Raw genomic sequence first — 23,303 nt, forward strand, 5'->3', positions numbered from 1 at the left:
TTTCCGCCGCCCCGATCGCCGCGCCTCTTCAGTCCGTCGCCACCACCGAGTCGCGGAGCGACCCGTCTCTTCAAGACGCCCCGCGGCCGGAAAGCACCGCGGGGATCGTCTTGAGCAGGATCTTCAGGTCGAGCCAGGGGGTCCAGGTGTCGATGTACTCGAGGTCGAGCTCCATCCACTGCTGGAAGTCGAGCTCGTTGCGCCCACTGACCTGCCAGAGGCAGGTGAGTCCGGGTTTCATCGCCAGGCGCCGGCGCTGCCAGCGTTCGTAGCGCGCCACCTCCTCGGGGATCGGCGGCCGCGGGCCGACCAGGCTCATGTCGCCGCGCAGCACGTTCCAGAACTGCGGCAGCTCGTCGAGGCTGAACTTGCGCAGGAAGCGGCCCAGGACGGTCACGCGCGGGTCCTCGCGCAGCTTGAACACCGGTCCGTCCATCTCGTTGAGGTGCAGCAGGTCGCGTTGCAGCTCTTCGGCGTCCTCGACCATGGTGCGGAACTTGTAGAGGGTGAAGGTACGCCCGTTGAGCCCGCAGCGCGTCTGGCGGAAGAGCACGGTGCCTCGCGTGCTGAGCTTGATGGCGAAGGCGACGAGCAGCAGCACCGGCAGCCCGAGCAGCATGAGCAGGACCGAGAGCGCGACGTCGAGGAGGCGCTTGATCAGCAACAGCAACGGGCTCGACGGCGAGGTGGTGAAGGTCAGCAGCGGCACGCCGTCGAGCTCGTCGATCGCCATCCGCGCCTGGGTGTGCGGGAAGAAATCGAGCGCGAACCGGGTGATGATCCCCTGCTCCTGCAGGCAGAGGTAGAGGTCCTCGATGTCGTCGAGGTCGCGGCGGCTCACCGCGAAGAGCACCTCGTCGATGACGTTCTGTTGCACCAGCGCGGGCAGGTCGGCGAGCTCGCCGAGCACCGGATGGCCGGCGACCGTGCCGTCGTGCTCCTCGCCGCGCCCGGCGACGAAGCCGAGCAGGCGGTAGCCCCACTGGCGATGGCCCTCGAGGAACTGGGCGAGCGAGCGCGCCTGCCGGCCCGTCCCGACCACCAGGACGGTGCGGAAGTTGAGCCCCCGCGAGCGCACCCAGCGCGAGGTGGCTCGCAGCGCGATCTTCTCCGAGATGAGCAGAGCGCCGGAGAGCGCCGGGAAGAGCAGCAGCCAGAGGCGGCTGATCTTGTCGCCGGCGAGCAGGCGGGCGTCGAGGCGCAGGGCGTAGACGACCAGCGTGAGCAGGGCGGCGGCGACAGCGGTCAGCCGCAGCAACGCCACGGTCTCGGTGCGCAGCGAGACGGTGCGATGCGAGCGGTAGCGGCCGGAGAACCAGAGCAGCGGAGCCCACACCGCGAGAGAGATGGGCAGCAGGGGGAGGTACTGGCGGAGCGGATAGAAGCTGCTGCCGAACTGCCCTGGCGCGAGGCGCGGCGCCAGGTCGTGGCGACCCCAGAAGGCAAGGAAGAACGCCGCCGCGATCAGTGCGAGATCGAGCGAGAAGACGAAGGCGGCGACGATGCGAGCGCGTTGCTTGAGCATGGGGCGTCAGAGAGCGGCTGGATCCGCCCGAGCGACGTCGGGTGGATTGTAGCAACGCCCTCGGCCGAGGGCGGTGAGCAGCGCGGCGTAGCGGTCGGCGACCTCCTCCCAGCCGTGGCGGGTGAGCGCACGCTCGGCCGCACGCTTCCCGAGCGCAGCGGCTTCGCCGGGTTCGAGCCGCGCCCAGTCGAGCAGGGTGGCAAGCGCCCGGGGATCCCGCACCGGGAAGTAGCGCGCCGTGTCGCCGGCGACCTCGCGGTGTTCGGGCGTGTCGTTGGCCAGCACGCAGTTGCCGTAACCCATCGCCTCGACGAGCGCCGGATGCGTGCCGCCGACCTCCGTCGCCTGGATGTAGGCGAGCGCATGCGAGAGCAGCTCGCGGTAGCCCGGGCCGTAGATCGCCCCGGGAAAGAGCACTCGGCGGTCGGTGCCCTCGGTGAAGGAGCGAATGAAGGCGTGCGCGTAAGGTGCGTCCCCGACCATTACCAGCGGCAGGTCGCCGCCCGCCTCGCGATAGGCCGCGACGACGCGGTGCGGGTTGTTCTCCGGCTCGAAGCGGCTGACGTAGAGGAAGTAGCGCCGGCTCTCGAGTCCGAGCTTCGGCAGCAGCCGCGTCGGGGGCAGCGGGCGGGGAGCGACGCCGTAGGTGATGACGACCGACGGGGTGTCGTAGCGGGCGAGATAGTGCCGGCGGATGATCTCGGCGTCGGTCACCAGGACGTCGGGCAAGTGGCAGGCGAGCCGCTCGGAGAGCGCGTACACCGCGCGGCCGAAGGCTCCCCACTTGGCACGGCGCTTCTCGATCCCGTCGACGTTGAGCGCCGTGGGAATGCCGGCGAGGCGCAGAAGCGGCAAGAACATGGCGTTGGCGGAGTTCACCACCAGCGCGGCGTCGAAGCCTTCGCCGCGGGCGTGGAGGAACGACAGGAAGGTGTGGCTCGGCGTCTCGAGGTGCTTGCCGCGCAGGGCGGGCAGGAGGATCACTCGCGCCCCGCGATGGCGCCGCACGCGGCGGCGCACGGCGTGCGTCCGTCCGTAGACGGTCACCGCGAAGCCGCGCGCCACGAGGCGCGGCGCGAGCTCGTCCATCAGCGTCTCGTAGCCGCCGTAGCGGGAGGGGACGCCGCGGCTGCCGAGCAGGGCGATCGAGAGAGGTTTCACCAGGGAAGTGCGCTCCGCCAGAACCAGCGTTCGAGCGCCAGCGCACCGACGGTACGGCGGGCCTGGATCGCCTTGCGCCGTCGCCAGAGATCGCTCCGGTTGCGCCAGAGCCAGGCGTAGGCGTCGAGGGACTCGCGCTCCCTGACTAGTACGTAGCCGAGAGCGAGCGCGTCGCGCAGGAGCGCCGGCAGCGCCGTCGTCACGAGATTGAGCGTCGTCTGATGATACAGCCGCAGCAGGTAGCGGTTCTTCAGCGAGTGACGGTTGATCGCCGTCGCCATCGCCGCCCGTCTCGCCGGCAGGTTGTGCCGGCGGTGCTCGGCGACCGCCCGCGGTTCGTAGACGACCTCCCAGCCCCGTTCGCGCAGGCGGAAGCAGAGCTCGGCGTCCTCGCGGTAGGAGTGGAAGCGCGGATCGAAGATCTCGCCGTCCACGGCCACGTCCTCGAGCGCCGCCCGTCGCCAGAGCGAGGCTGCACCGGTCGCGCCGAAGACGCGGGCGGGCGTGGCGAGCTGACCGCGATCGAGCTCGCCCGAGCCGCGATCGAGATGTCGCCAGGTCGGCACCAGGCGCATGCCGCAGGCGTCGAGCCGCCGCGGCTCGCTCCCCCGTGCCGGTCGCACCAGGCGCCCGGTCACCCCGCCGACCGGTGCCGAGGGTCCACTCGCACCCCGGTCGACCCGGGCGGCATCGAGCAGGTGGGCGAGGAAGTCGGGGCGCGGTTGTGCGTCGGCGTTGAGCGTCAGCACCCACTCGCCCGTGGCAAGCGCCAGGGCGGCGTTCATTCCGCCGGCGAAGCCACGGTTCTCGCCGAGCGGCTCGACGGTCGTCGGCAGGTTCACCGGAGCGTGCCGCCGGGCGACGGCGACGCTCTCGTCACGACTCGCGCAGTCGACCACCACGAGCTCGAGCGGCCGGTGTTCGAGGGCGTCGATCGCCGCGAAACAGGCGGGAAGGTCGGCAGCCGAATCGTGGGTGACGATCGCCACCGAGACCAACGGAGAACGGCTCATGGCTCGGGCCAGCCGCGAAGCGCATCGCCGACCACGCGCCAGAGGGCCGCCGCGGCTGCGGAGCGAGAGGCGGCATGGCGCGCCTTGCGCAGCGGCAGGAGCGCGAGGCGGAGCAGGAGTCCGAGCGGCAGCAGCAGGCGCAGGAGGATCCTGGCGGCCGGGCCGTGGTGCAGACCCAGATAGCGCGCCAGGTTGCGGAAGTAGGCGGCGAGGAACGGTCCGTAGCCGAGCTCGGAGACGCTTCCGCCGAGCCGGTGCGAGAAGACGGCCGAAGGCCAGTAGAGGAAGCGCATGCCCGCCGCGTCGGCGCGACGGGCGAGGTCGACGTCCTCGAACCAGGCGGGGTGGAAGCGTTCGTCGAGACCACCGAGCTGCTCCCAGGCGGACCGCCGCACGAGAAGCGCGGCGGCGGCGGGCTGGGCGATCGGGGCTCCGGCGAGCGGCGGCGTGGCGGGGCCGGTCGGGCCGCCGAGAAAGAAGGCGTGACCGAGCAGATCGACGACGGTGGGCAGCGGGCGAAGCTGCCAGCGAGCCTGCTCGTCGCCGTCGGGTCCGACGAGGCGGGGTACCAGCCCCGCCGCGTCGGGTCGGGCTGCGAGCCCTTCGGCAAGCGCGCGAAGCGCCCCCTCGCGCGGGACGACGTCCGGGTTCAGCAGCAGGATGGCCCCTCCCCGTGCACTGCGCGCACCGAGGTTGGCGCCGCCGGCGAACCCGAGATTCTCCGCCGGGCGCAGCCAGTGCACGTCTTCCCGCTCGGGCAACGCCCGGGAGGAGGCGTTGTCCACGACCACGAGCTCGAAGCGAGGGTCGGGCGGCCAGGCGGCGACCAGCCGGGCGAGATCCTCCTCCGCCCGCCAGTGCACCACCACGCCACTGATCAGCGGGACGGACGAGGCGGCCATCCGTCCGAGCCTACCCGGAAGCGCGCGAGCTCGGCGAGCGGGACGAGCGAAGGGCCGCGGCGGGCGAAGCGCGGGAGGAGACGCCAGGCCGCACGCCAGGCGGCGCCGAGCGCGGCGGGTCCGGGACGCGCGGCGCGCGGCGACAGCGTGTCCGCGAGATCGCGCAGCAGGAGTCGTGGCAGGCGGGGCCAGAAGCGGCGACCGAGCAACCGCGCGAGCACCAGGAGACGGTGGGCGTGGATCCAGATCCAGCGACGGTCTCCCATCCTGTCGCCGCTCACCGAGCCGAGGTGGCGCGCCCGCGCGGCCGGAACGCAGAGCGCCGAGCGTCCCCGGCCGCGCAGCCGGCAGGCAAGGTCGACGTCCTCGTAGTAGGCGAAGAGCGAGGCGTCGAGCAACTCGCCGGGACGAAGGCTCGCGTCGAGCAGTGCCTCGCGGCGGTAGAGCGCGGCCGTGGCCGAGACCCCGAAGACCTCGAAGGGCGAAGCTGTCGGCGCCAGAGCGGGAGCGGAGCGCCCGACCTGGACCGCCTGCCAGGCGTTGTTCCAGGCGAGACCGCAACCGTCGATCCGATCGGTCGTCGTGCCATCGTCGAGCAGATTGACGCCCTGAACCGCGGCCACCTCGCGCGCCTCGTCGAGGCCGGCGTGCATCGCGGCGAGCCAGCCCGGCTCGACCGTCGCGTCGTCGTTGACCAGGGCGACGAAGGGAGCGTCGCCGTCGGCGAGCGCGAGGTTGATCGCACCGCTGAAACCGAGGTTGGCAACAGAGGTGAGGAGGCGATCGGCCGCGAGCTCCCGCGGCGGCGACGCCTCGCCCTGCCAGACGACGACGGTTTCGAGGCGCGCGCCGCCGTCGGCTCGCAGCGCGGCGAGCGTCTCGGCGAGCCGGGGGCTCCAGCCGAGCGTCGGCACCACGGCGACCGTGTCGCTCACCGCCAGGAGAGCTCCGCTCGATCGAGGATCAGTCCGTTGAGCGGCGGCGCGCCGGGCGGGCCGACAACGGCGAAGACCAGGGGAGCGTCGAGCGGGAACGGGAAGGGGCCGAGCTCGAGTCGCTCCCAGCGACGCGGCTCGACCGGCTCCCAACGGGCAAGCAACTGTTCGCCCGCTCGAATCTCGAGGGCGAGAGGCGAAGGCGTGTTGCGAACCCACTCGAGCTCGAGGGCGAGAGCGAGGGAATCCCCGCCGCGGATCACCCGGGCGGTGGCCCGTTCGCCTTCGCGCAAGACCCAGCCGCCGCGGTGGAGCGGTCGCTCGATCACCCAGGGACCGGGATGGACGTGACCGCCGCTCTTGGCGACCCACGGATCCTCCAGGTCGATCCTCGTCGTCGGCCACGCGGCGGCGAGCGGCAGCGCCGCGGCGGCGAGCCCCAGTGCGAGCGCGATTCCGGCGGCGCTGGCGCGGGGTGCGGCGGGACGCGACGGCAGGTGCCACAGAACGACTGCCGCGAGTCCGAACGCCAGCGGCACGGCCCAAGTCGCCGGACGGGGCCGCACCATGCTCGGCACGAGCCGTCCGAGATCGAGGTGGGTCGCCGCTTCGAGGCGATCGAGCAGCAGCGTCCGGCCGTCGGCAAAGTTGTAGGTCCAGCCCGGCTCGATCAGCCAGACGAGCGTCAGCGCCAGGGTGAACGCGCCGAGCGCGCCGAGAAGAACCCGCGCACCCCAGCGCCGTCGGGTGGCAAGCAGCGGGACCAGCGCGAGCGCGAGCGCCGGCAGCCCGACGAGGGCGTACCGGAAGGGCGGCGACCAGCCGCCGTACCATTCCCGCCGCGAAGCGACCACGATCAGGTACGGGAAGGAGACCACCATCGAGTCGAAGAGCAGCGGCCGCAGCTTCCGAGCGGCCGCGATCAGGCCGGGGACGAGCAGCAGCCAGATCGGGAAGCTCGCCACGAGCCCGAAGGCGCCGTCGAAGAGCAGGCCGAAGCCGCCGTCGGCGTAGGCCGAGAGCGGCGTCGAGAACAGGCCGAGCTCGGCGGTCGAGTGGATCTTGAGGGCGTTGCCGTAGACGAGGGTGTTGTGCACCAGGATCCCGGCGGTCACGGCGGCGAGCACGAGCCCCATGGCGATCAGCGGCTTGCGCGGGCGTCCGCCGTGCCACCAGGCCAGCGCGAGCAACGGCGCGGCGAGCAACAGGAAGCGGATCTTGAGCAGCGGCAGAAAGACCAGGGGAAGGCCCATGCCGAGCCAACGGCGCGGTGTCCACTGGCGGTCGTAGCGCAACTCGCGTAGATGGTCGAGCGAGATGACGCAGGCGAGCGCTGCCGGGACCTCCACCCAGATCTGGTGTGAGTAGAGAAGCAGCGGCGAGAAGACCGCGAGCAGCCACCAGACGAGCGTCGCTTCGCCCGGTCGCTCGCGCACGTAGTGCCGTCCGAGGCGCAGCGTCCACCAGGCGAGGGCAGCGGCGAGAATCGCCATGCCGACCTCGGTGCCGCGCGCGCCGGCGAGCCGGTAGGCCGGTGCCAGCAGGAGCGGCAGCATCAGGTTGTGGCGCGAGTAGACCTGTCCCTCGGAGCCCACGGGATCGCCCGGCTGCGGCTCGAGCGCGCGACCGACGAACTGGCGCGAGTCGCCGGCGGCGTAGTTGTTGGCGAGGTCGGCGTCGAAATCGTAGGCGAGGCTGTGGGCGACGAGCAGATAGTACGGCTCGTCGCCGTTGGGCGGCCGACGCTCCGTCACCCAAGGAAGGATCGCCAGGTAGACGACGAGCGGCAGGGCGAAGAACGGCCACGCCGGACGGCGCGGAAGCCTTCCGGTGAGCAGCGGCGACAGGGCGAGGGCGCGACGAGTCGCGGCGACGAGCAGCAGGGTGAAGAGGCCACCGGCGACGAGGTGCTCCCAGAAGACGAGGCCGAGGCTGCTACCGCGCAGCGCGAGTGCCGCGAGGGCGACGAGGGAGACGGCCTCGACCGTCGTCGCCGCGGTCGACAGGCGACGGATGCCCGGCACGGCGGCGATCTCGTCGAGGGCTGCGACGACCCAGGGGAGCACGAACAGGGTCGAGCGCAGGGCGCCGTGCGGGTCGGCCCAGGCGATGAACAGGAAGCCTGCCAGCGCCGCGGCCCAACGCCAGAGACGGCTCATCGCTCGACCTCGACGCGGTAGAGGGCCAGGGCGAGCGAGGCGGGAGCGGAGTCACGTCGACGGATCTCGACCTCCGTGACCTGAGCCGCGTGGAACGCGAGCCGCGTGCGATAGCGCTGGGCGAAGAAACCGCCGCCCGGCGGCACCCAGCTCGTCCAGGCGCTGGCCCACGAAGGGCGTGTCGTGGCGACGTCGGGCCGTCTTGCCGCCCACTCGTCGACCTCGTGGGCGACGCGCAGCGGGCGCTCCTCGACGTGACCGTCTGCCGAGCGAAGGCGCACGCTCGCCACCTCGGCGCCGTCGGGGAGCGCGGTCGAGTTCGACAGCGCGGCCTCGACCAGGACGAAGGCGATCGGACCGGGCTCGGTGGCGCTCGACCAGGCCGCCATTCCCTGGTCGAGGACGACCGGCTCGGTGCCGAGGAGCGGCCGGCCGGGCCCGCGAACGCCGAGCGCGAGCAGCGCGAGACCCGGGAGCACCGGTGCGAGACGACGCACGACCGTCGCGCCGAGCGGCCCCGGCGTGGCACCGAGAGCGAGCACGGCGGCCGCGACGAGAAACGGCACGAAGAGCGGCAGGAGGCCGGCGCCGGACGCCGTCGTCGGCAGGCTCCAGAGCGTGAGCGCGTTCGAGGTCGGGGTGCTGCGCAGCCACGGATAGGCGGCAGAGAGCGCCGACCCGGCGAGAAGCCACCCGGTCCAGCCGGCCTGAAGTCGCCGGAACGTGCCCCGCGGCGCGCTCGCCAGCACCGCGAGACCGGCCGCCGCGGGGAGCGCGGCGTTGCCGCCCACCCAGGCGACGAGCACGGAGACGAGGCACGCCGCGAGTGCGCTTCGACGCTCGGCGCTGCGGCTGGCGGCGATCGGGACGATCGGGATCATCGCGACGAGCACCCCGAGACTCGCCGTGTGCGTGGAGCCGGGCAAGAGAGCCGTGGCGAGCAAGAGGGCGGACAGAGTCCAGCGGACCGCCGGCCGCGGAAAGGCGAGCGCGACGCCTGCCGACACGACGCCGAGGGCGGCGAGAGGTTCATCGCGCAGCGGGAGCGCGGCGCAGAGGAGGAGGGGCAGGGCGACCGGGAGCCGAAGGCGCCCGAGCCGAAGCTGTTCGCCCACGGCGAGCGCGGCCAGGGTGGCGGCGGCGAGCCAGCCGGGGCCGTCGCCGGCGACGAGGACCGCGGCAGCCGCCAGCAGGGCGGTCCATCCGCGGACTTCGGACAGGCTGGCGGCGGCCATGCCGGCGAGCCAGGCGGGGGCCAGTGCGGTGAGGAAGACCGTCCCGAGCTGCGGCTGTAGCACGAGGCTGGAGCTGAAGAGCCCCGCCATGGCCAGGGCGAGCAGGGGCAGCCGCGGCGAGCGCACCGAAAAAGCTCGCGGATCCAGCCCTTGCGCGGTGGCGAGTGCGAGGCCACCTGCAAGCGCGAGCGCCACGGCGGCACCGCGTTGGGAGCCGGCGGGCAGGAGCCACGCCGCGAGCTCGACGGCGAGGCCGCCGAGCCCGAGGGCGAACGGTGCCCGCGGCAGAGCGAGGCCGGCCGGGAGCAGCACCGCCGTGACCCAGAGGGAAAGATAGGCCGTCTCGGCGCGCGCCGTGGGCTCGTCGAGCGAGCCGGCGAGGGCGGCCAGAGCAAGACCGCTGCCGAGGGCGACGAGCGCGCCGGTCAAGGCCGCGAGGCGGACGGTCGGGAAGCGCAAGAAAGAGCTCGACAAGGCTGAAGGGGCGGCAACGGCTCATCCTATCCGCAGCACGAGCGCGCGCGGCCGCTCGAGAGGTCTACGCGCCGGCGTCCGCCGCCGTCGCTCGCGGGGCGCTGTGAGTTTGACGCTGTCGCGAGCCGGGGGCTAGAGTGACCGGCCCATGCTCTCGCGAGACCTTCTCCGCAGCGACCCCGAGCGCGTTCGCCGCGCTCTCGCCGACCGCCACCACTCGACCGACCTGCTCGACGCCTGGCAGGCGCTCGACACCGAACGCCGCACCCTCCTTGTCGACCTCGAGGACGCCAAACGTCGGCGTAACGAGGCGAGCAAGGAGATCGGCAAGCTCAAGGCGCAGGGCGCCGACGCCGGGGCAGCGATCGCCGCGGTCTCGGATCTCAAGGGGCGGATCGAGTCGGGGGAGGCACGCCTCGCGGCGCTCGATCCCGAGCTCGAGGCGATCGAGATGACGATTCCCAACCTGCCGCACGAGACGGTGCCGCGCGGTGCCGACGAGCGGGCCAACCGCGTCGAGCGGGTGTGGGGCGAGCCGCGGGTCTTCGACTTCGAGCCGAAGGCGCACTGGGACCTCGGCACGGCGCTCGGCATCCTCGATTTCGAGCGTGGCGCCAAGGTGGCCGGGGCACGGTTCACCGCCTCGTTCGGCGCCGGGGCGCGACTTGAGCGGGCGCTCATCTCGTTCATGCTCGACCTGCACACCCTCGAGCACGGTCTGACCGAGGTGTTGCCGCCGTTCATCGTCAACCGGGAAAGCCTTCTCGGGACCGGACAGTTGCCGAAGTTCGAGCAGGATCTCTTCCACCTCGAAGGGTTCCCGTACTACCTGATCCCCACCTCCGAGGTGCCGGTCACCAACCTGCACCGCGGCGAGATCCTCGAAGCCGCGGCGCTGCCGATCCGCTACACCGCCTACTCGCCCTGCTTCCGTAGCGAGGCGGGCTCGTACGGCAAGGACGTGCGCGGCCTCATCCGCCAGCACCAGTTCAACAAAGTCGAGATGGTGCACTTCGCTACCGAGGAGACGAGCTTCGACGAGCTCGAGCTGATGACCGCCAACGCCGGGCGGGTGATGGAGCGGCTCGGCCTGCCGTACCGCGTCGTCTGCCTCTCGACCGGCGACATGGGTTTCTCGGCGACCAAGACCTACGACCTCGAAGTCTGGCTGCCGGGACAGAACGCCTATCGCGAGATCTCCTCCTGCTCGAACTGCGGCGACTTCCAGGCGCGACGCGCCGGCATCCGCTACCGGCCTGCCGACGGCGGCAAGCCGAAGCTCGCCCACACCCTGAACGGCTCGGGCCTCGCGGTCGGCCGGACGCTGATCGCCATTCTCGAGAACTTCCAGGAGGCCGACGGCAGTGTCACCGTGCCGCCGGCGCTCCGGCCTTACATGGGTGGTGTCGAGCGGATCACCGGCCGGTGAGGTCGACGCGGCGCGGCGCGCCGTTCGAATGGAGACGGACTGCTAAGCTCCTGACCCTGCGGAGGGGTGGCAGAGCGGTCGATTGCGCCGGTCTTGAAAACCGGAGGGCCGGCAACGGTCCCGCGGGTTCGAATCCCGCCCCCTCCGCCATGCTCGTCCCCTGCGACAGTCCTCTCCGGCTGCCGTCTCGCACGCCGTTTCTCGGGCAGGTCGGTTCTCGATGAGTCTCGTGCGCCTGTTCGGCCGGAAACGTCGCGCGCCGCAGACCGAGCCGCGCTCGCTCGACGTCGACGGTCTCGTCTACGAGCTGCGCTGGAGCACGCGCCGACGGACGGTCGAGATCGCCATCGACGCGCGCGGGCGGTTGCGCCTCGCCGCGCCGTCGGGCTGCGCCCCGTCGTTCCTCGTCGAGTTCGCCCGGCGGAAACGTCCCTGGGTGGACAAGCACCTCGCGGCGCGGGCGGCGCGCGGCCCCGTGCCGGCGGCCCCGACCTTCGGCGAAGGCGACCGCCTCCCTTGCCTCGGCGAGCCGTTGCCCCTGCATCTCGTCGATCGCCGTCGGCCGATTCTCGAGTTGGTCGACGGGAGGTTCGAGCTGTCGCGTGAGGCGGTGGGAAAGGGACGTCATCACTTCGTGCGCTGGGCCCGGCGGCATGCCAGCGCGTGGATCGGCGAGCGCGTCGAGCGGATTGCCGGCGAGGTCGGACGGGCTCCGATCGGCGTGGCGGTCCGCGAGATGGGGCGGCGCTGGGGCTCGTGTGCGCGCGACGGCCGGATCGCCTTCAATTGGCGGCTGATCCTCCTCGACCCGGCGCTGGTCGATTACGTCATCGTGCACGAGCTCGCCCATCTGGCCGAGCACCATCACGGGCCCGCGTTCTGGCGCCTCGTCGAGTGCGATCAGCCGGACTTTCGCGCACGCCGGCGTGCCTTGCGGCACGCCAGCGTCGAGATCGGGTGGACCTGGGACTGAAGGTGGCGCGGAGCGGGGTCCGCGGCCGGTTGCTCAGCGGATCGCGGCGATGCCGTCGCCGACGAGGATCGGCATCTTGGCGCGGAAGAGGTGGTGGAGGCGCTTGGCGTCGTCGGCGGACATGACGAGCGTGAGCAGCGGCGGATGGGCCGGTTCTTCGCCACGGATCCGTTGCCAGCCGTCCATCACGGCGTCCTGATAGCGCCTCCATCCATCGAGCTGCGGCACCTCGTTGATCACGTAGAGCTGCCACTCGTTGTCGAGCCGGACGCGATAGGTGGACGGCTTGTCGTCGTCTCCCGGCTTCTTCGCTGCGGGAGTGGGGGTGGCCCCGGGCTCGGCCGGCGCCTCTTCCTCTTCGCCCTCCTTGGGATAGGGCTTGAGGGTGACCGGGGCGATCGTCTCGCGATCGGTGTCGCCCGGACCTTCACTCACCGACCAGACCGCCGGGGCGAGCAGAGGCGGCGCCTGGTCCTCGCCGAAGAGCGGTCGGAAGCGCAGCGTCGTCACGGCGACGAGCTCGATGCGCTCGAGCACGATGCCGCGCAGCCGCACGTCGAGACGCTGGGCCGCCGGGTCGAGAGCGAGGTAGACCTGCGGGAGCTTGGCGAGGTTGCCCTCGAGCTCGACGAGTCGCAACTGCTCGGGCGTGCGCGCCGGGGGTGGCTCGGCGGCCCCGAGCACCGCGCTAGTACATGAAAACGCGAGCGCCGACAGGAACCGTCTTGTAGACGAATTCAAGGTCCTGGTCTCCGAGCCGGACGCAGCCGTGCGTCACCCGTTTGCCGAGCAGCGTCTTGAAGATGGTGCCGTGGATGATGTACCCGTCGGGCATGTAGAGCGCGTAGTCGCCGAGCGAGACGTTGTCGAAACGATCTTCCGAGCCGGCCGGCGGCGGTTCGTAGCCCTCTTCGACGAAGGCCCAGTCCGGCTTGCTCCAGACCGGGTTCTTCTGCTTGCGAAGGATCGGGAACTCGCCGAGCGGCGTGTCGAAGACCCACTTGCGCCCCGAGCGTGGGTCGCGCAGCACGATGCCGGTGCCGGTCGAGCAGACCGCCTCGCGCACCTGGCGATCGCCCTCGAAGACCTTCAGGCGATTGCGGTAGGTGTCGACCGTGACGTAGATCCCCGTCGGCCGGAACGAGGCGAGGCGCGCCTCGATCTTCTCCGCCTTGGCCGGCGAGATGACCTTCGCTTCGGGATCGACAGCGAGGCTGTTGGTGGCGACGAAGGGGACGTCGGCGTAGGCCCCACCGAAGCGGGCGAGAGCCGCCGAGGCGGCGACGGCGACCAGCACCACGGCGAGCAGGGCGAGGCCGAGCAGGCGCAGCCAGATCCGGCGCTTCGGCGGAGGCGGCTCCGGGGGCGGGATGCTCCTCGTCGAGCCGAGCGGGTCGTTCATGACGGCCATCCTAGAACGTTCCGACGATCGTCACCGGCGTCCCTACCCGAGAGCGCGCGAAGACGAGGTCCATGTCTTTGTTGGTGAGCGCGACGCAGCCGTTGGTCCAGTCGCGTCCCTGGCCCCCGTCACCGTGGATCTCGATCAGGTTTCCGATTCCGGCTCGAACGGGAACCTGTCCGGTCGCCCGCCCCATGCGGTAGCGGGCGTAGTCCTCGGAGTTGGGGTAGTTGATCAGCAGGGCCTTGTAGTACTTGGTGCTCCGCCCGTCCTTGACCTGGACGACGCGGTACCGCCCCTCCGGCGTCGCCATGTCCCCGGCGTGGAGCTTGCGCTTCAACCCCTTGGCGCCGATCTCGGCCTCGAGCGTCGCCACCCGTTCGCCGCGCTGATAGAGGTAGAGGCGGCGCTTGAGCTTGTCGATGACGATCGCCGAGCCGCCGTCGCGACGCGATTGGGCGATCGTCTCCTCGACCCAGCCGCGCCAGGTGGCGAGGTTGCGCGGCTCGCCGAAACGGGCATGCAGGTCCTTCCAGCTCTTGTGGACGACCTGAGCGAAGTCGAGGGCCATCATCGCCGAGACGTTGGCGCGGTCGAAGGCGCGACTGGCGGCGAACTTGCGGGCCAGGCCGAGGTGATACTCGGCGCGGCGGGCGGCCGAGCTCTCGCGTGCCCCGACGCCGGCCTCGCCGGCTTCTTCGTGGGCCTGGGCGACCTGGGTGCTGGCGGCGGCGGCGAGCTCCTTCCAGCGCTTCTCGGCGGCGGCTGCCCGGGTATTGATGTCGACGGCGGCGCGCCGAACGGTCGTCAAGACGCGCACCCAGGCGGTCTCGACCCGGCCCGGCGAGCGGTCCCACGGTTGTGCCGCGCCCTCCTGGGCCGTGATCACTTCCGCGTCGGCGACCAGGCGGTCGACCAGCTTCGCGGTGTCCGGCGACTCCGGCCGGACGACGCGCAGTGCGCGGTGAGCGGCCCGGCGAGAGGCGGCGACGGAGAAACGCGAAGGCGATTCGCCCGTCCGATGAATCCAGACGGTGGTCGCCCCGAGCAGGGCGAGCAATCCGATCGAGAGAAAAAGAAACGACCGGCGGAAGGAAACCGCCGGTCGCATGATGCGAAGAAGATCGACCAAGAGCGACTAGGCTCTTAGCACTTGATCTTGGTCTTGGCGCCCGCCATGTCGGTCTTGAGCGTGTCGACCTGGGCCTTCAGCGACTCGGCCTGGGCCTTGGCGCCGAAGAAGTCCTCACCCGCGAACGCGCTCTCGATGCCGGTGACCTGGGCGGCGAGGCCGTCAAGGTTGCCCTTCATCGCCTCGAGGTCCTTCTTGAAGTCCTTCGGCTGACGCTTGCACTTGCCAAGGTCGGCAAGAGCGGTCTGAGCCTCGGCGACCACGGCCTTGGCGGCGTCGATGGCAGCCTGAGCCTCGTTCTTCGCCTTCTCCTTGCCAGCGATGGCGGCGTCCTTGGCCTCGTTGGCAGCCTGCGTGGCGGCCGCGACGAGCTCCTTGGCCTTGGTGTAGGAGCGGAACAGAGCGAACTTCTGGTTCTGCGCCTCGACCTCGGCGTTGACGGCGTTCATCGCCTGCTGCGCCTTGTCCCAAGCCTCCGAAGCGTACTTGGCGGCCTGGGCGGCCTCGGCGGCGGAGACGGCGGCCTTGGCAGCGTCGATCTCCTGCTGCGGGGGCTTGGCGCAACCGGTGGTCAGAGCCACGACCATCAGCGCGGCGAACCCAAGGACAAGCTTCTTGTTACGCATGACTTTCTCTCCCTCCTTATGGGGTCTTCCCACTCCGATCGATGAGTTGGGGACGTCGTGATTGTTGGGGGTGCGGGCTGGAGGAGTTGTCCTACAACAGCCCCGATCTGGGTTTCATACGCGCGCAGTATAGCACAAGGATCGGAGCCCGCTAGGCTTCCGCGGCAAGGCCGGTCGCCAGAGCCCTGGCTTTGGTCGTGATTGCCGCTGCGGTCAGTCCGAAATGCTCGGCCAGAACCTCGGCGGGAGCGCTCTCCCCGAAGCGGTCGAGGCTCACCACGGAGCCCTGATCTCCTGCCCAGCGGTGCCAGCCGAGACCACACCCCGCCTCCACTGCCAGGCGTGCACGAACGCTCGGCGGGAGAATCTGCTCTCGGTAGTCCGCCGGCTGGGCGGCGAAGAGCTCCCAGGACGGCATCGAGATCGCCCGGCAGGGGATCCCTTCTGTCGAGAGTGCCGTCGCGGCGGCGACGATCGGTGCCACTTCCGATCCGCTGGCGAGCAGGAGCACCCGCGGCGTCGTCCCCGGGGCGCCGTCGAAGACGACGTAGGCGCCGCGCCGGACGCCCTCGGCGGCCCCATGCACGGTACCGGCAAGGGTCGGGAGCTTCTGGCGCGACAGCGCGAGTGCGGTCGGACCGTCCTGCCGTTCGATCGCCACCCGCCAGGCGGCGACCGTCTCGTTGGCATCGGCCGGACGCAGCACCACAAGGCCTGGGATGGCCCGCAGCGCGGCAAGCTGGTCGATCGGCTGGTGGGTCGGGCCGTCCTCGCCGAGAAAGACCGAGTCGTGGGTGAAGACATAGATTGCCGGCACGCGCATCAGCGCCGCCAGCCGAATCGCCGGCCGCATGTAGTCCGAAAAGACCAGGAACGTGCCTCCGAACGGTCGCACCAGGCCCGAGAGCGCGAGCCCGTTGAGCGCGGCGCCCATCGCATGCTCGCGCACGCCGAAATGGAAGTAGCGGCCGTCCGGATGGGCGAAGGAAAAGTCCGCCGCGCCGTCGATCTGGGTGTTGTTCGACGGGGTGAGGTCGGCCGAGCCACCCACGAGCTCGGGCAATCGGGGAGCGAGGGCGTTGATCGCCTTGCCCGAGGCCACGCGCGTGGCAAGGCCGCTCGCGTCCGCGGCGAAGGACGGGAGCCCGGCATCCCAGTCCGCCGGAAGGCAGCGGGCGATGCGGCGAGCGAGCTCGTCGGCGAGGTCGGGGTGGGCGACCCGGTAGGCCGCCACATGCGCCAGCCACTCCGCGCGCGCCGCGGCGCCGCGTGCGCGTGCCGGGGCGAAGGCCTCGCGCGCCCCGTCCGGAACGAGAAACGTCGGTGAGGTCGGCCAGCCGAGAGCTTGCTTGGTCAGCTCGATCTCCGACCCGCCGAGCGGCGAGCCATGGGCCTCGGCGGTGTCCTGCTTGTTCGGGCTGCCGTAGCCGATGTGGGTGTGCACCCGCAGCAGCACGGGTCGTTCGCTCTCGGCGGCGGCGGTCTCGAGGGCCGTGCCCAACGCGTCGAGGTCGTTGCCGTCTGCCACCTCGACGATCCGCCAGCCATAGGCGGCGAAGCGCCCGGTCACGTCTTCGGAAAACGCGAGCGAGGTGGAGCCGTCGATGGTGATCCGGTTGTCGTCGTAGATCAGCTTGAGCTGGCCGAGCCGCTGGTGACCGGCGAGCGAGCAGGCCTCCGCGGCGACGCCCTCCATCAGGTCGCCGTCTCCGGCGAGAACCCAGATGCGGTGATCGAAGAGCGGGAATCCGGGCCGGTTGAACCGAGCGGCGAGCAGCCGCTGGGCCATCGCCATGCCGACGGCGGTGGCCACTCCCTGGCCGAGCGGGCCGGTCGTCACCTCGACGCCGGGGGTCAGGCCGCGCTCCGGGTGTCCCGGGGTGCGCGAACCGAGCTGGCGGAACCGCTCGAGCTCGGCGAGCGGCAGGTCGAAGCCGGCCAGGTGGAGCAGCGAGTAGAGGAGCGCCGAGGCGTGCCCGCACGACAGGACGAAGCGGTCGCGGTCGGGCCAGTCGGGGTCGGCCGGGTCGAAACGGAGGAGGCGCGACCAGAGCGTGTAGGCGACGGGCGCCTGTCCGAGCGGTGCTCCCGGATGTCCGGAGCGGGCCCGTTCGACCATGTCGACGGCGAGGAAGCGCAGCGTGTTGACGGCGAGCAGGTCGCGTTCGCGGGAGATCATCGAGAAGTCCGGAAGGTTCTGCGGGCGGGCGGCGCCCGACAATTCAGTCTACTCCGACCCGCGAGTTCGCCGCCGCTTTGACTCTCGCCGGCGCTCTCCCTAGAATCGGCCTCCCAGTGCCTTCCGGAGAGGTGGCCGAGCGGCTGAAGGCAACGGTTTGCTAAACCGTCATACGGGCCTAAACCTGTATCGAGGGTTCGAATCCCTCCCTCTCCGCCAGTTTCCCCCTCGGAAGCTCGATCTCCCATCCGTTCAGTGGGCGCCTCGGGTCATCGATTGATCCGAAAGGCCGAAGCCCAGGCCGCACTTTGACCCCTCGCCGGGTCAACGATTGACGCTTCGCCCCGCCATCCCCCCGCCAAATCGTTCCGGCGTCACCCCTTTCGCCGGGGCGAGCGCTCCGCCAGGTCGGTATGGACCTTGCGTTGGGCCGCCAGCGCGGAGCATCGGCGCTCCGCACGATCGACCAAGGAGGTCGCGACGATGCGTCGACTACTCTCCCGCGGGCTCGCGGCCGCGGCGCTTGCCGGTGCATTGGGCGCTCCCGTGCAGGCGGCGGTGACCGGCGTCGCCTTCGTGCACGGCACGGGCAAGCAGACCAACGCCCTCGACGACTACTGGACGCGCGAGCTCGTCGACTCGGTCCGGCAGGGGCTGCCGAACACGGCAAACTACGCCGTCGTCAACTGCGATTTCACCCAGTACATGTGGAAACCCGAGGCGGCGGGGTGCCTTGCCGGGGCGCTCTACAACTTCGTGACCTCGCGCGGCATCGACGACCTGGTCGTGATCACCCACTCCAATGGCGGCAACGTCATGCGCTGGATCCTGTCGAATCCGACCTTCGACAGCCGCTACCCGACGATCATCAGCCGCATCCGCTGGGTCGATGCTCTCGCGCCCTCCTCGCTGGGCACCCCGCTCGCCGATGCGGTGATCAACGGTACCGTCTTCGAGCAGTCGCTCGGCTGGCTGCTCGGCTACAAGAGCGACGCGGTACGCCAGCAACAGGTCTCGTGGATGGCCTACTACAACGCCAACAACCTCTACGGGACGAGCGGGCGTCCGGCGCTGCCCAAGGGCTTCTGGGCGGTCGTCGGCACCGACGTCGACACGGCGATCTGGGATCCCGACAGCTACTGCGGCGGCTACTCGCTGAACCTCGGCCTCGAGATCACCCAGGCCTGGCTCGACAGCTGCTCGGACGGTTTCCTCAACTGCACCAGCCAGGCTGGCGCCGGACGCATCTGGTTCTACGACAAGAGCCGGACGAACGGGGCCGAGCCGTTCTCGCACAACCAGAGCCGTCGCAAGTGCTTCGGGCTCGACGTCTTCCTGCGCGACGACGTCTGAGACAAGGGGAGAGACCATGCGCATGAAGCGAGAGATGGTGCTTTGGCTCCTAGCATTGCCGCTTGCAGTCGTTGCCGCGGGAGGGGCGGCGCAGCTCGAACGCCCGACGGCGGGCGACCTCGTGGCCTCGACGCTGTCGGCACCGAAGGGGGTGGAGGCGATGGCGACCGCCGAGCGGGCCGAGCTTTCCTTCAGCTGGCCCGTCGAGGCGACGACCGAGATCGACAGCGTCCCGGCGCCGCCGCGGTCGGCGAGCCGCGAGTACTGGGTCGCCGTCAGCGGCTCCGAGCTCGCAGCCGGTTTCGCCATCTTCACGACCGCCCCGGGAGCCCTGGTGCGGATCCAACCCGGTGATCCCGGAGCGACGGGGCAGGTCGTCGATCCGCACGATCTGCGGATCGAGTCGCCGAACGGCCAGAAACTGACCGCCGAGGAGGCCGCCGACACGCTCGTCACCGCCGAGCAGCTCGCTGCGGCGGACGCTCCGTTCGCCGAGGGAACGTGTGCCTTGCGCTTGCGCGACGAGCTCGGTGGCGGACGCTTCGTGCTGCAGCTGCCGGCGGCGGCAGCGGGTCGCTATGTGGTCCACGTCTTCGATCGCGCAAGCACCGTCGCGCTCGTCGCCGAGGCCTCCCGAGGGAACTTCCTCGCCGGTGAGCGGATCGACGTCGCGCTGCGCCTGCAGGCCGACGGCGTCGTCCCCTCAATCGATCGTGCCGACGGGTTCCTGACCTCGCCGAGCGGGCGCGTCTTCCCGGTGTCGCTCCAGCGGAGCTCCGACGGTGGCTTCGTTGCCGTCGCGAGCCTGCCGCCAGCGGTGGAGTCGGGCACCGGTGGGCTCTGGGAGCTCGTCGGCTCGGTGGGCGGGGTGCGCGATGGCGTGCCGGTCCTGCGCTCGACCCGGGTGGCCTTCTCGGTGGCGGCGCCGACCGGACGCTTCGACGGCAACGCCGAGGCGTTGCGCGGTCGCCAGGGTGAGCGGACGGTTCGTCTGGGGGTGGAAGCGGCGAGCGAGGGTCGCTACGAGGTGCGTGGTCTGCTCTACGGCCTCGATCGGGAAGGGCAGTTGCGCCCTGCAGCGACCGGCCATGCGGCGGCCTGGTTGCCGGCCGGAAAGGGAGCACTGACCCTCCGCTTCGACGCCGCCACGCTGAAGTCTTCCGGACTCACCGGCCCCTGGGAGTTGCGAGGGCTCGAGCTGCGGGACCAAGGGCGACTCGGACTGCTCGAACGGCGTCAGCGGGCGCTCGCCTTCGTCCCCTGACCTGACGAACGGGGCGGGGACGCGACGCCGGATCTCAACCGGCGTCGCGTCCTCCGCTTCCGCCGCGATTCTCGCCCCGCGGCTCCGGTGCGACGACCTCGAGAAGCTCGACTTCGTCGTCGCGATACACGGTGCGGAAGCAATGGGCAAAGACCTCGTTCCGCGGGAGGCTCTCGGCCGTGCTCCGTGGCAGGAGAAGGAGGTCGGCGCCGAGGCCGACGAGGCGGGAGCGAAGGGCTGCCGGGTCGTCGAGCAATGGCAGGACGAGCTCGAAGCGCGCGGGCCCGCTGAAGTCACCGATCGCGTCGTGCTCGGCGTAGTAGTGCAGACGCTCGAGCAGGAGGAGGTAGGTGGTTTCACCCCGCCGCCGAGCGTTGGCGGCGGCGATTCCCCGGTAGCCGGGGACGTTCCGCTCGAGAAACACCTCCCGCGATCGCGAGTCCGTCGGCAGGGCACCCAGGCGCATCGCATGAGCGGCGGCATAGGCGGGAAGTCCGAGGCCGAGGGTCGTCGCCGCCAGGGTGACGAGCGTTCGCGCCCGCCCTCTTGCGGGGCGAGAGAGCTCGAGAGCGGCTTCGAGCGCGTCGGCGACGAGCACGGCAACGAGCGGATACACCGGCAACAGGTAGCGTGAGTCCGCGGGAAGCGGAAGCAGACAGAGCACGTAGGCGCCCGCGATCGCGAGCGGGAGTCGAGACCACGGACGGCGCCAGAGCAGGACCGCGACCATCGGCCACCACAAGAGAAACGCCGGTGAGAAGGGGGCCTGCCGGTTATAGCGAGCCCGCGCCAGCAGCAGGTCGACCGGCAGTCGGGGAAGCGCCGCGAGCCGCTGCGGGACCGCCGCTATCCCCTCGGGCAACACGCCGCCCTCGCTCGTCCGCAGCTCGGTGGCGCTTCGCGAGACCACCGTCCATTCGTTGGCGCCGAAGATCCCGGACGCAAACGGAAAGACCGGGTTCCCGGTGGTGGCGAGCAGGCGCAGGTACCACGGAGCCAGGGCCAGGGCCGCCGCGACTCCGGCGACGGCGAGCATGCGGACGGGGCGTTGCCGGACCTCGGCGGAACGCGGTGACGTGCAGGCCACGGCCACGGGGACGACGGCCGCGAAGTAGAGCCCCAGGTACTTGACGGCTGCCGCGCTGCCGGCCAGCAGCCCGGCCACGATCGCCAGCCGTTGCTCTCCGCTGCGGCGGTAGCGGTCGAGCGCCAACAGGGATGCGGAGCTGAACATCGCCAGGAGCGGATCGACGTAGGCCGTTCCGGCGTACAGCACGACGATCGGCGAGCCGAGAAAGACCGCGGCGGCCAGCGCAGCGCTGGCCAAGCCGTGGCCGAGACGCACGCGTGCCCACGCGGCAGCGACCAGGGCGGTGGCCAGGGTGGCGAGGACCTGCAACTGTTGCGTGGCGAGCTCCCCGCCGGCCAGGTCCAGGACCGCGAAGAGGCTCTCGGCCAGGAGCGGGAAGATCGGAACGCGCAGGTGGGAGGCAAAGACGAACCCCCCGGCCTCGACGAAGGCACGGGCGAGCGGCAGGTGATAGATCGTCGCGTCCCATGCGGTCGGCGGATAGAGCGCGAGGGCCGAGAGGATCACCGCGCTGGCGCCGGAGACCATCATGGCGAGACGCCAGAGCGTTCGTGACGCCGCCTGCCTGCGCTCGGCGAGGTCGTGGCGCAGCATCCCGAGCCCGCGGACGGCGAACAGAGCGAGGGCGACCGTGGCGATGGCCAAGGGCCCTGGGCGGAGCAGGTCGAGGGCGAGCAGGGCGAATGCGGCCAGTCCGAGAGCGGTCAGGCCGAGGGGCAGAGCGAGGGCCAGCTCCTCCCACGTGCCCGGTCGCCGGCCGAGAATCCGTCGCCCGAGTCCGGCGGCCAGCAGCGAGAGCAGGGCGGCGACCGCGAGCGGCCGGACGAAGCAGACGAGGGCGGCGATCATCGCGAGGTCCGAGGTCCGTGCGCCGACCCGGGTCTCGCGGCGAGGCGGGACCTCCTCCGGTCGCCGGGCGTAGGAACCATTGCCGCGAACTCTAGCAGCGGGTCTCGACGTGCCGCGGCGCAAGGGCCGCTGAGACTGCGGTAGGCTGACCGCCCACGTCCGCACCTCGTCCGGAGGTGCAACGGCGAGCCGCCCGAGTCGCGCAACTATGCCCGCCCCTCGCCGCCCCACGCCCGCCATCGCCACCTCACCGGTCGAAGGCGAGCGACCGGCGCGCCTGCGGGACGTGGTTCGCCGGGTCGCACAGAGCGAAGGGGCACGAGCGGTACGCGAGCGTCTGCTCGACCACCTTGCCGAAGCACGGCGGCGGTTCCGCTACCGACACCTCGAGAGCGCTGCGGCCCGCACGCATGGCACCTTTCCGGTCCTCGACCTGACCGCCGCGCAGCCCGTTCCCTGGCTCGGCGGGTCGCAGCTGTTGCTCGGCGCGAGGCTCGAACGCGAAGGAGCTCGTCGGCCTCTCGCCATGCTCTACCCCGATCGGGTGAACTGGCGTCTCGAGCTGCGTCGAGGTGCCTGGCGAGCCCACCTGCGCTTCGCGGCTCCGGCGCCCTCGCCGAGCGCGCTGGAACTCCCTGAACAGGTGGCGCTCGTCGGCTCCGCGGTCGATCAGGTCGGGGCCGAGTTGATCCACCTCCACGGCCTCGCCGGCTGGTCGCCTCGAGCCTTGCTGGCGGTAGCGCATCGTCCGGTGCGCCTGATCGTCAGCCTGCACGATTTCTCCGGCTTCTGCCTGCGCCCCCATCTCTTCGCCTTGCCGGACGAGCGCTTCTGCGACTTTTCTCGCGACGCGGCGCGTTGTGCACGTTGCCTGGCGCAGAGCTGGTCGCTCCCGGACGGTTTCCAGTCCGAGCGGCGAAAAGCGATGGCCGAATTACTCGGGCGAGCGGAGGCGCTGCTCTTTCCCTCGACCTTCCTTGCCCGGGCCTACGACGATTTGTTTCCCGGTCTTCCGGCTCGCCGGTTGATCGTGCCGCCCACCTCGTCTGGCGGCCACGGCGCCGCGCGGCGCGCGCCGCTCAGCCCGCCGCGTCATCTTGCTCTGGTCGGCAGCGTCCAGCCGCACAAAGGGGCCGATGTCTTCGAGCGCCTGGTGCGCAGCTGGAGCGGACCGCCGGTGCGCTGGAGCTCCTTCGGCAACGGCGACCCGGTCTGGCTCGATCGCTTGCGCGGCGCCGGGGTCACCGTGCGTGGCTACTACCGCACCGGGACGCTCACCAGGCTGCTGGTTCGCGAGCAGGTCGACGCCGCGCTGATGCTCTCGGTCGTCCCCGAGTCGTACGGCCTGGTGCTCGACGAGTGTGCCGCGGCCGGCGTGCCGGTCGTCGCCTTCGCGCACGGAGCCCTCGCCGAGCGGCTCCCGAGATTCGGCGCCGGCCGGCTGGTGCCGCTCGAGGCGGGTGTCACCGGCGTGATGGCGGCGCTCGCCGAACCGTTTCCTTCGGTGGCGATGACCGAAGCTCCCGACGCGGTGGAGGCTCATCTCGAGCTCTACCGGAGTCTCGGACTGCTGTGACCGGCGGCTCCGCGGCGCGGGTTCGC

The 23,303-nt window shown here is 71.1% G+C and carries 18 protein-coding genes and 2 tRNA genes; 7 read left to right on the forward strand and 13 right to left on the reverse strand.

From position 1 onward, the window contains the following. Positions 1 to 70: 70 nt before the first annotated feature. The 7 genes from IPJ17_04435 to IPJ17_04465 are packed head-to-tail and all read right to left on the reverse strand — an operon-like array spanning position 71 to position 9,389. Positions 71 to 1,525, reverse strand: coding sequence for a sugar transferase (locus IPJ17_04435; GenBank protein QQR74843.1), 1,455 nt, complete (start codon positions 1,523 to 1,525; stop codon positions 71 to 73). 6 nt (positions 1,526 to 1,531) lie between these two features. After that, complete coding sequence (locus IPJ17_04440) at positions 1,532 to 2,686, reverse strand: glycosyltransferase (protein ID QQR74844.1); 1,155 nt, start codon at positions 2,684 to 2,686, stop codon at positions 1,532 to 1,534. Beyond that, on the reverse strand, positions 2,683 to 3,699 hold the full coding sequence (locus IPJ17_04445) for a glycosyltransferase family 2 protein (protein ID QQR74845.1): 1,017 nt from the start codon (positions 3,697 to 3,699) through the stop codon (positions 2,683 to 2,685). Before IPJ17_04445 ends, IPJ17_04440 begins: the two co-directional genes overlap by 4 nt. Then, entirely contained in the window at positions 3,696 to 4,601 is a 906-nt protein-coding gene (locus tag IPJ17_04450; GenBank protein QQR74846.1) for a glycosyltransferase family 2 protein, read from the reverse strand. The genes IPJ17_04445 and IPJ17_04450 overlap by 4 nt, the downstream gene beginning before the upstream one ends. Further along, the gene (locus tag IPJ17_04455) at positions 4,577 to 5,536 is read right to left on the reverse strand and encodes a glycosyltransferase family 2 protein (GenBank protein ID QQR74847.1); all 960 of its coding nucleotides are present in this window, start codon (positions 5,534 to 5,536) and stop codon (positions 4,577 to 4,579) included. Before IPJ17_04455 ends, IPJ17_04450 begins: the two co-directional genes overlap by 25 nt. Further along, entirely contained in the window at positions 5,533 to 7,695 is a 2,163-nt protein-coding gene (locus tag IPJ17_04460; protein ID QQR74848.1) for a hypothetical protein, read from the reverse strand. The genes IPJ17_04455 and IPJ17_04460 overlap by 4 nt, the downstream gene beginning before the upstream one ends. Continuing rightward, positions 7,692 to 9,389 (reverse strand): hypothetical protein, encoded by a 1,698-nt coding sequence (locus IPJ17_04465; GenBank protein QQR74849.1) that lies wholly within the window; start codon positions 9,387 to 9,389, stop codon positions 7,692 to 7,694. The genes IPJ17_04460 and IPJ17_04465 overlap by 4 nt, the downstream gene beginning before the upstream one ends. Positions 9,390 to 9,552: 163 nt before the next feature. On the opposite strand from IPJ17_04465, the gene serS reads away from it, so the two are divergent. The 3 genes from serS to IPJ17_04480 all read left to right on the forward strand — a co-directional run bounded on the left by serS (position 9,553) and on the right by IPJ17_04480 (position 11,806). Then, entirely contained in the window at positions 9,553 to 10,833 is a 1,281-nt protein-coding gene (gene serS, locus IPJ17_04470) for a serine--tRNA ligase (GenBank protein QQR74850.1), read from the forward strand. A gap of 60 nt (positions 10,834 to 10,893) precedes the next feature. Continuing rightward, positions 10,894 to 10,983 (forward strand) — tRNA-Ser (locus tag IPJ17_04475). A 70-nt stretch (positions 10,984 to 11,053) separates the two neighbouring features. After that, entirely contained in the window at positions 11,054 to 11,806 is a 753-nt protein-coding gene (locus IPJ17_04480; GenBank protein ID QQR74851.1) for a M48 family metallopeptidase, read from the forward strand. Between the two features lie 33 nt (positions 11,807 to 11,839). Here the strand turns inward: IPJ17_04480 and IPJ17_04485 are convergent, their stop codons facing one another. From IPJ17_04485 to tkt, 5 genes are all read right to left on the reverse strand, one after another. Further along, a complete protein-coding gene (locus IPJ17_04485) occupies positions 11,840 to 12,490 on the reverse strand; it encodes a hypothetical protein (GenBank protein ID QQR74852.1) in 651 nt (216 codons plus the stop codon). A gap of 4 nt (positions 12,491 to 12,494) precedes the next feature. Further along, positions 12,495 to 13,208: a L,D-transpeptidase gene (locus IPJ17_04490; protein QQR74853.1), complete on the reverse strand. Its 714-nt coding sequence runs from the start codon at positions 13,206 to 13,208 to the stop codon at positions 12,495 to 12,497. A 10-nt stretch (positions 13,209 to 13,218) separates the two neighbouring features. Continuing rightward, positions 13,219 to 14,340 (reverse strand): L,D-transpeptidase, encoded by a 1,122-nt coding sequence (locus tag IPJ17_04495; protein ID QQR74854.1) that lies wholly within the window; start codon positions 14,338 to 14,340, stop codon positions 13,219 to 13,221. A gap of 14 nt (positions 14,341 to 14,354) precedes the next feature. Further along, a complete protein-coding gene (locus IPJ17_04500) occupies positions 14,355 to 14,966 on the reverse strand; it encodes a hypothetical protein (GenBank protein QQR74855.1) in 612 nt (203 codons plus the stop codon). Positions 14,967 to 15,117: 151 nt separating this feature from the next. Next, positions 15,118 to 17,145 (reverse strand): transketolase, encoded by a 2,028-nt coding sequence (tkt, locus tag IPJ17_04505; protein QQR76084.1) that lies wholly within the window; start codon positions 17,143 to 17,145, stop codon positions 15,118 to 15,120. A 125-nt stretch (positions 17,146 to 17,270) separates the two neighbouring features. Here tkt and IPJ17_04510 point away from each other — a divergent pair. The 3 genes from IPJ17_04510 to IPJ17_04520 all read left to right on the forward strand — a co-directional run bounded on the left by IPJ17_04510 (position 17,271) and on the right by IPJ17_04520 (position 19,762). Continuing rightward, positions 17,271 to 17,364, forward strand: a tRNA-Ser gene (locus IPJ17_04510). Between the two features lie 315 nt (positions 17,365 to 17,679). Further along, a complete protein-coding gene (locus IPJ17_04515; GenBank protein ID QQR76085.1) occupies positions 17,680 to 18,498 on the forward strand; it encodes a hypothetical protein in 819 nt (272 codons plus the stop codon). A 16-nt stretch (positions 18,499 to 18,514) separates the two neighbouring features. Beyond that, positions 18,515 to 19,762, forward strand: coding sequence for a DUF4785 family protein (locus tag IPJ17_04520; protein ID QQR74856.1), 1,248 nt, complete (start codon positions 18,515 to 18,517; stop codon positions 19,760 to 19,762). A gap of 34 nt (positions 19,763 to 19,796) precedes the next feature. Here the strand turns inward: IPJ17_04520 and IPJ17_04525 are convergent, their stop codons facing one another. Next, entirely contained in the window at positions 19,797 to 21,701 is a 1,905-nt protein-coding gene (locus IPJ17_04525) for a hypothetical protein (GenBank protein QQR74857.1), read from the reverse strand. Positions 21,702 to 21,909: 208 nt separating this feature from the next. Between IPJ17_04525 and IPJ17_04530 the strand changes: the two genes are divergently transcribed. Continuing rightward, positions 21,910 to 23,277, forward strand: coding sequence for a hypothetical protein (locus IPJ17_04530; protein ID QQR74858.1), 1,368 nt, complete (start codon positions 21,910 to 21,912; stop codon positions 23,275 to 23,277). Positions 23,278 to 23,303: the final 26 nt, after the last annotated feature.

The organism is Holophagales bacterium (assembly GCA_016699405.1).
GTDB lineage: Bacteria > Acidobacteriota > Thermoanaerobaculia > Multivoradales > JAGPDF01 > JAAYLR01.

Excerpts from the sequence above, each read along its gene's own strand:
- IPJ17_04480 (QQR74851.1), top strand. The coding sequence starts at position 11,054 with ATGAGTCTCGTGCGCCTGTTCGGCCGGAAACGTCGCGCGCCGCAGACC.
- IPJ17_04460 (QQR74848.1), bottom strand. The coding sequence starts at position 7,695 with ATGAGCCGTCTCTGGCGTTGGGCCGCGGCGCTGGCAGGCTTCCTGTTC.
- IPJ17_04450 (QQR74846.1), bottom strand. The coding sequence starts at position 4,601 with ATGGCCGCCTCGTCCGTCCCGCTGATCAGTGGCGTGGTGGTGCACTGG.
- IPJ17_04525 (QQR74857.1), bottom strand. The coding sequence starts at position 21,701 with ATGATCGCCGCCCTCGTCTGCTTCGTCCGGCCGCTCGCGGTCGCCGCC.
- IPJ17_04435 (QQR74843.1), bottom strand. The coding sequence starts at position 1,525 with ATGCTCAAGCAACGCGCTCGCATCGTCGCCGCCTTCGTCTTCTCGCTC.
- tkt (QQR76084.1), bottom strand. The coding sequence starts at position 17,145 with ATGATCTCCCGCGAACGCGACCTGCTCGCCGTCAACACGCTGCGCTTC.
- IPJ17_04500 (QQR74855.1), bottom strand. The coding sequence starts at position 14,966 with ATGCGTAACAAGAAGCTTGTCCTTGGGTTCGCCGCGCTGATGGTCGTG.
- IPJ17_04445 (QQR74845.1), bottom strand. The coding sequence starts at position 3,699 with ATGAGCCGTTCTCCGTTGGTCTCGGTGGCGATCGTCACCCACGATTCG.
- IPJ17_04490 (QQR74853.1), bottom strand. The coding sequence starts at position 13,208 with ATGAACGACCCGCTCGGCTCGACGAGGAGCATCCCGCCCCCGGAGCCG.
- IPJ17_04520 (QQR74856.1), top strand. The coding sequence starts at position 18,515 with ATGCGCATGAAGCGAGAGATGGTGCTTTGGCTCCTAGCATTGCCGCTT.
- serS (QQR74850.1), top strand. The coding sequence starts at position 9,553 with ATGCTCTCGCGAGACCTTCTCCGCAGCGACCCCGAGCGCGTTCGCCGC.
- IPJ17_04530 (QQR74858.1), top strand. The coding sequence starts at position 21,910 with ATGCCCGCCCCTCGCCGCCCCACGCCCGCCATCGCCACCTCACCGGTC.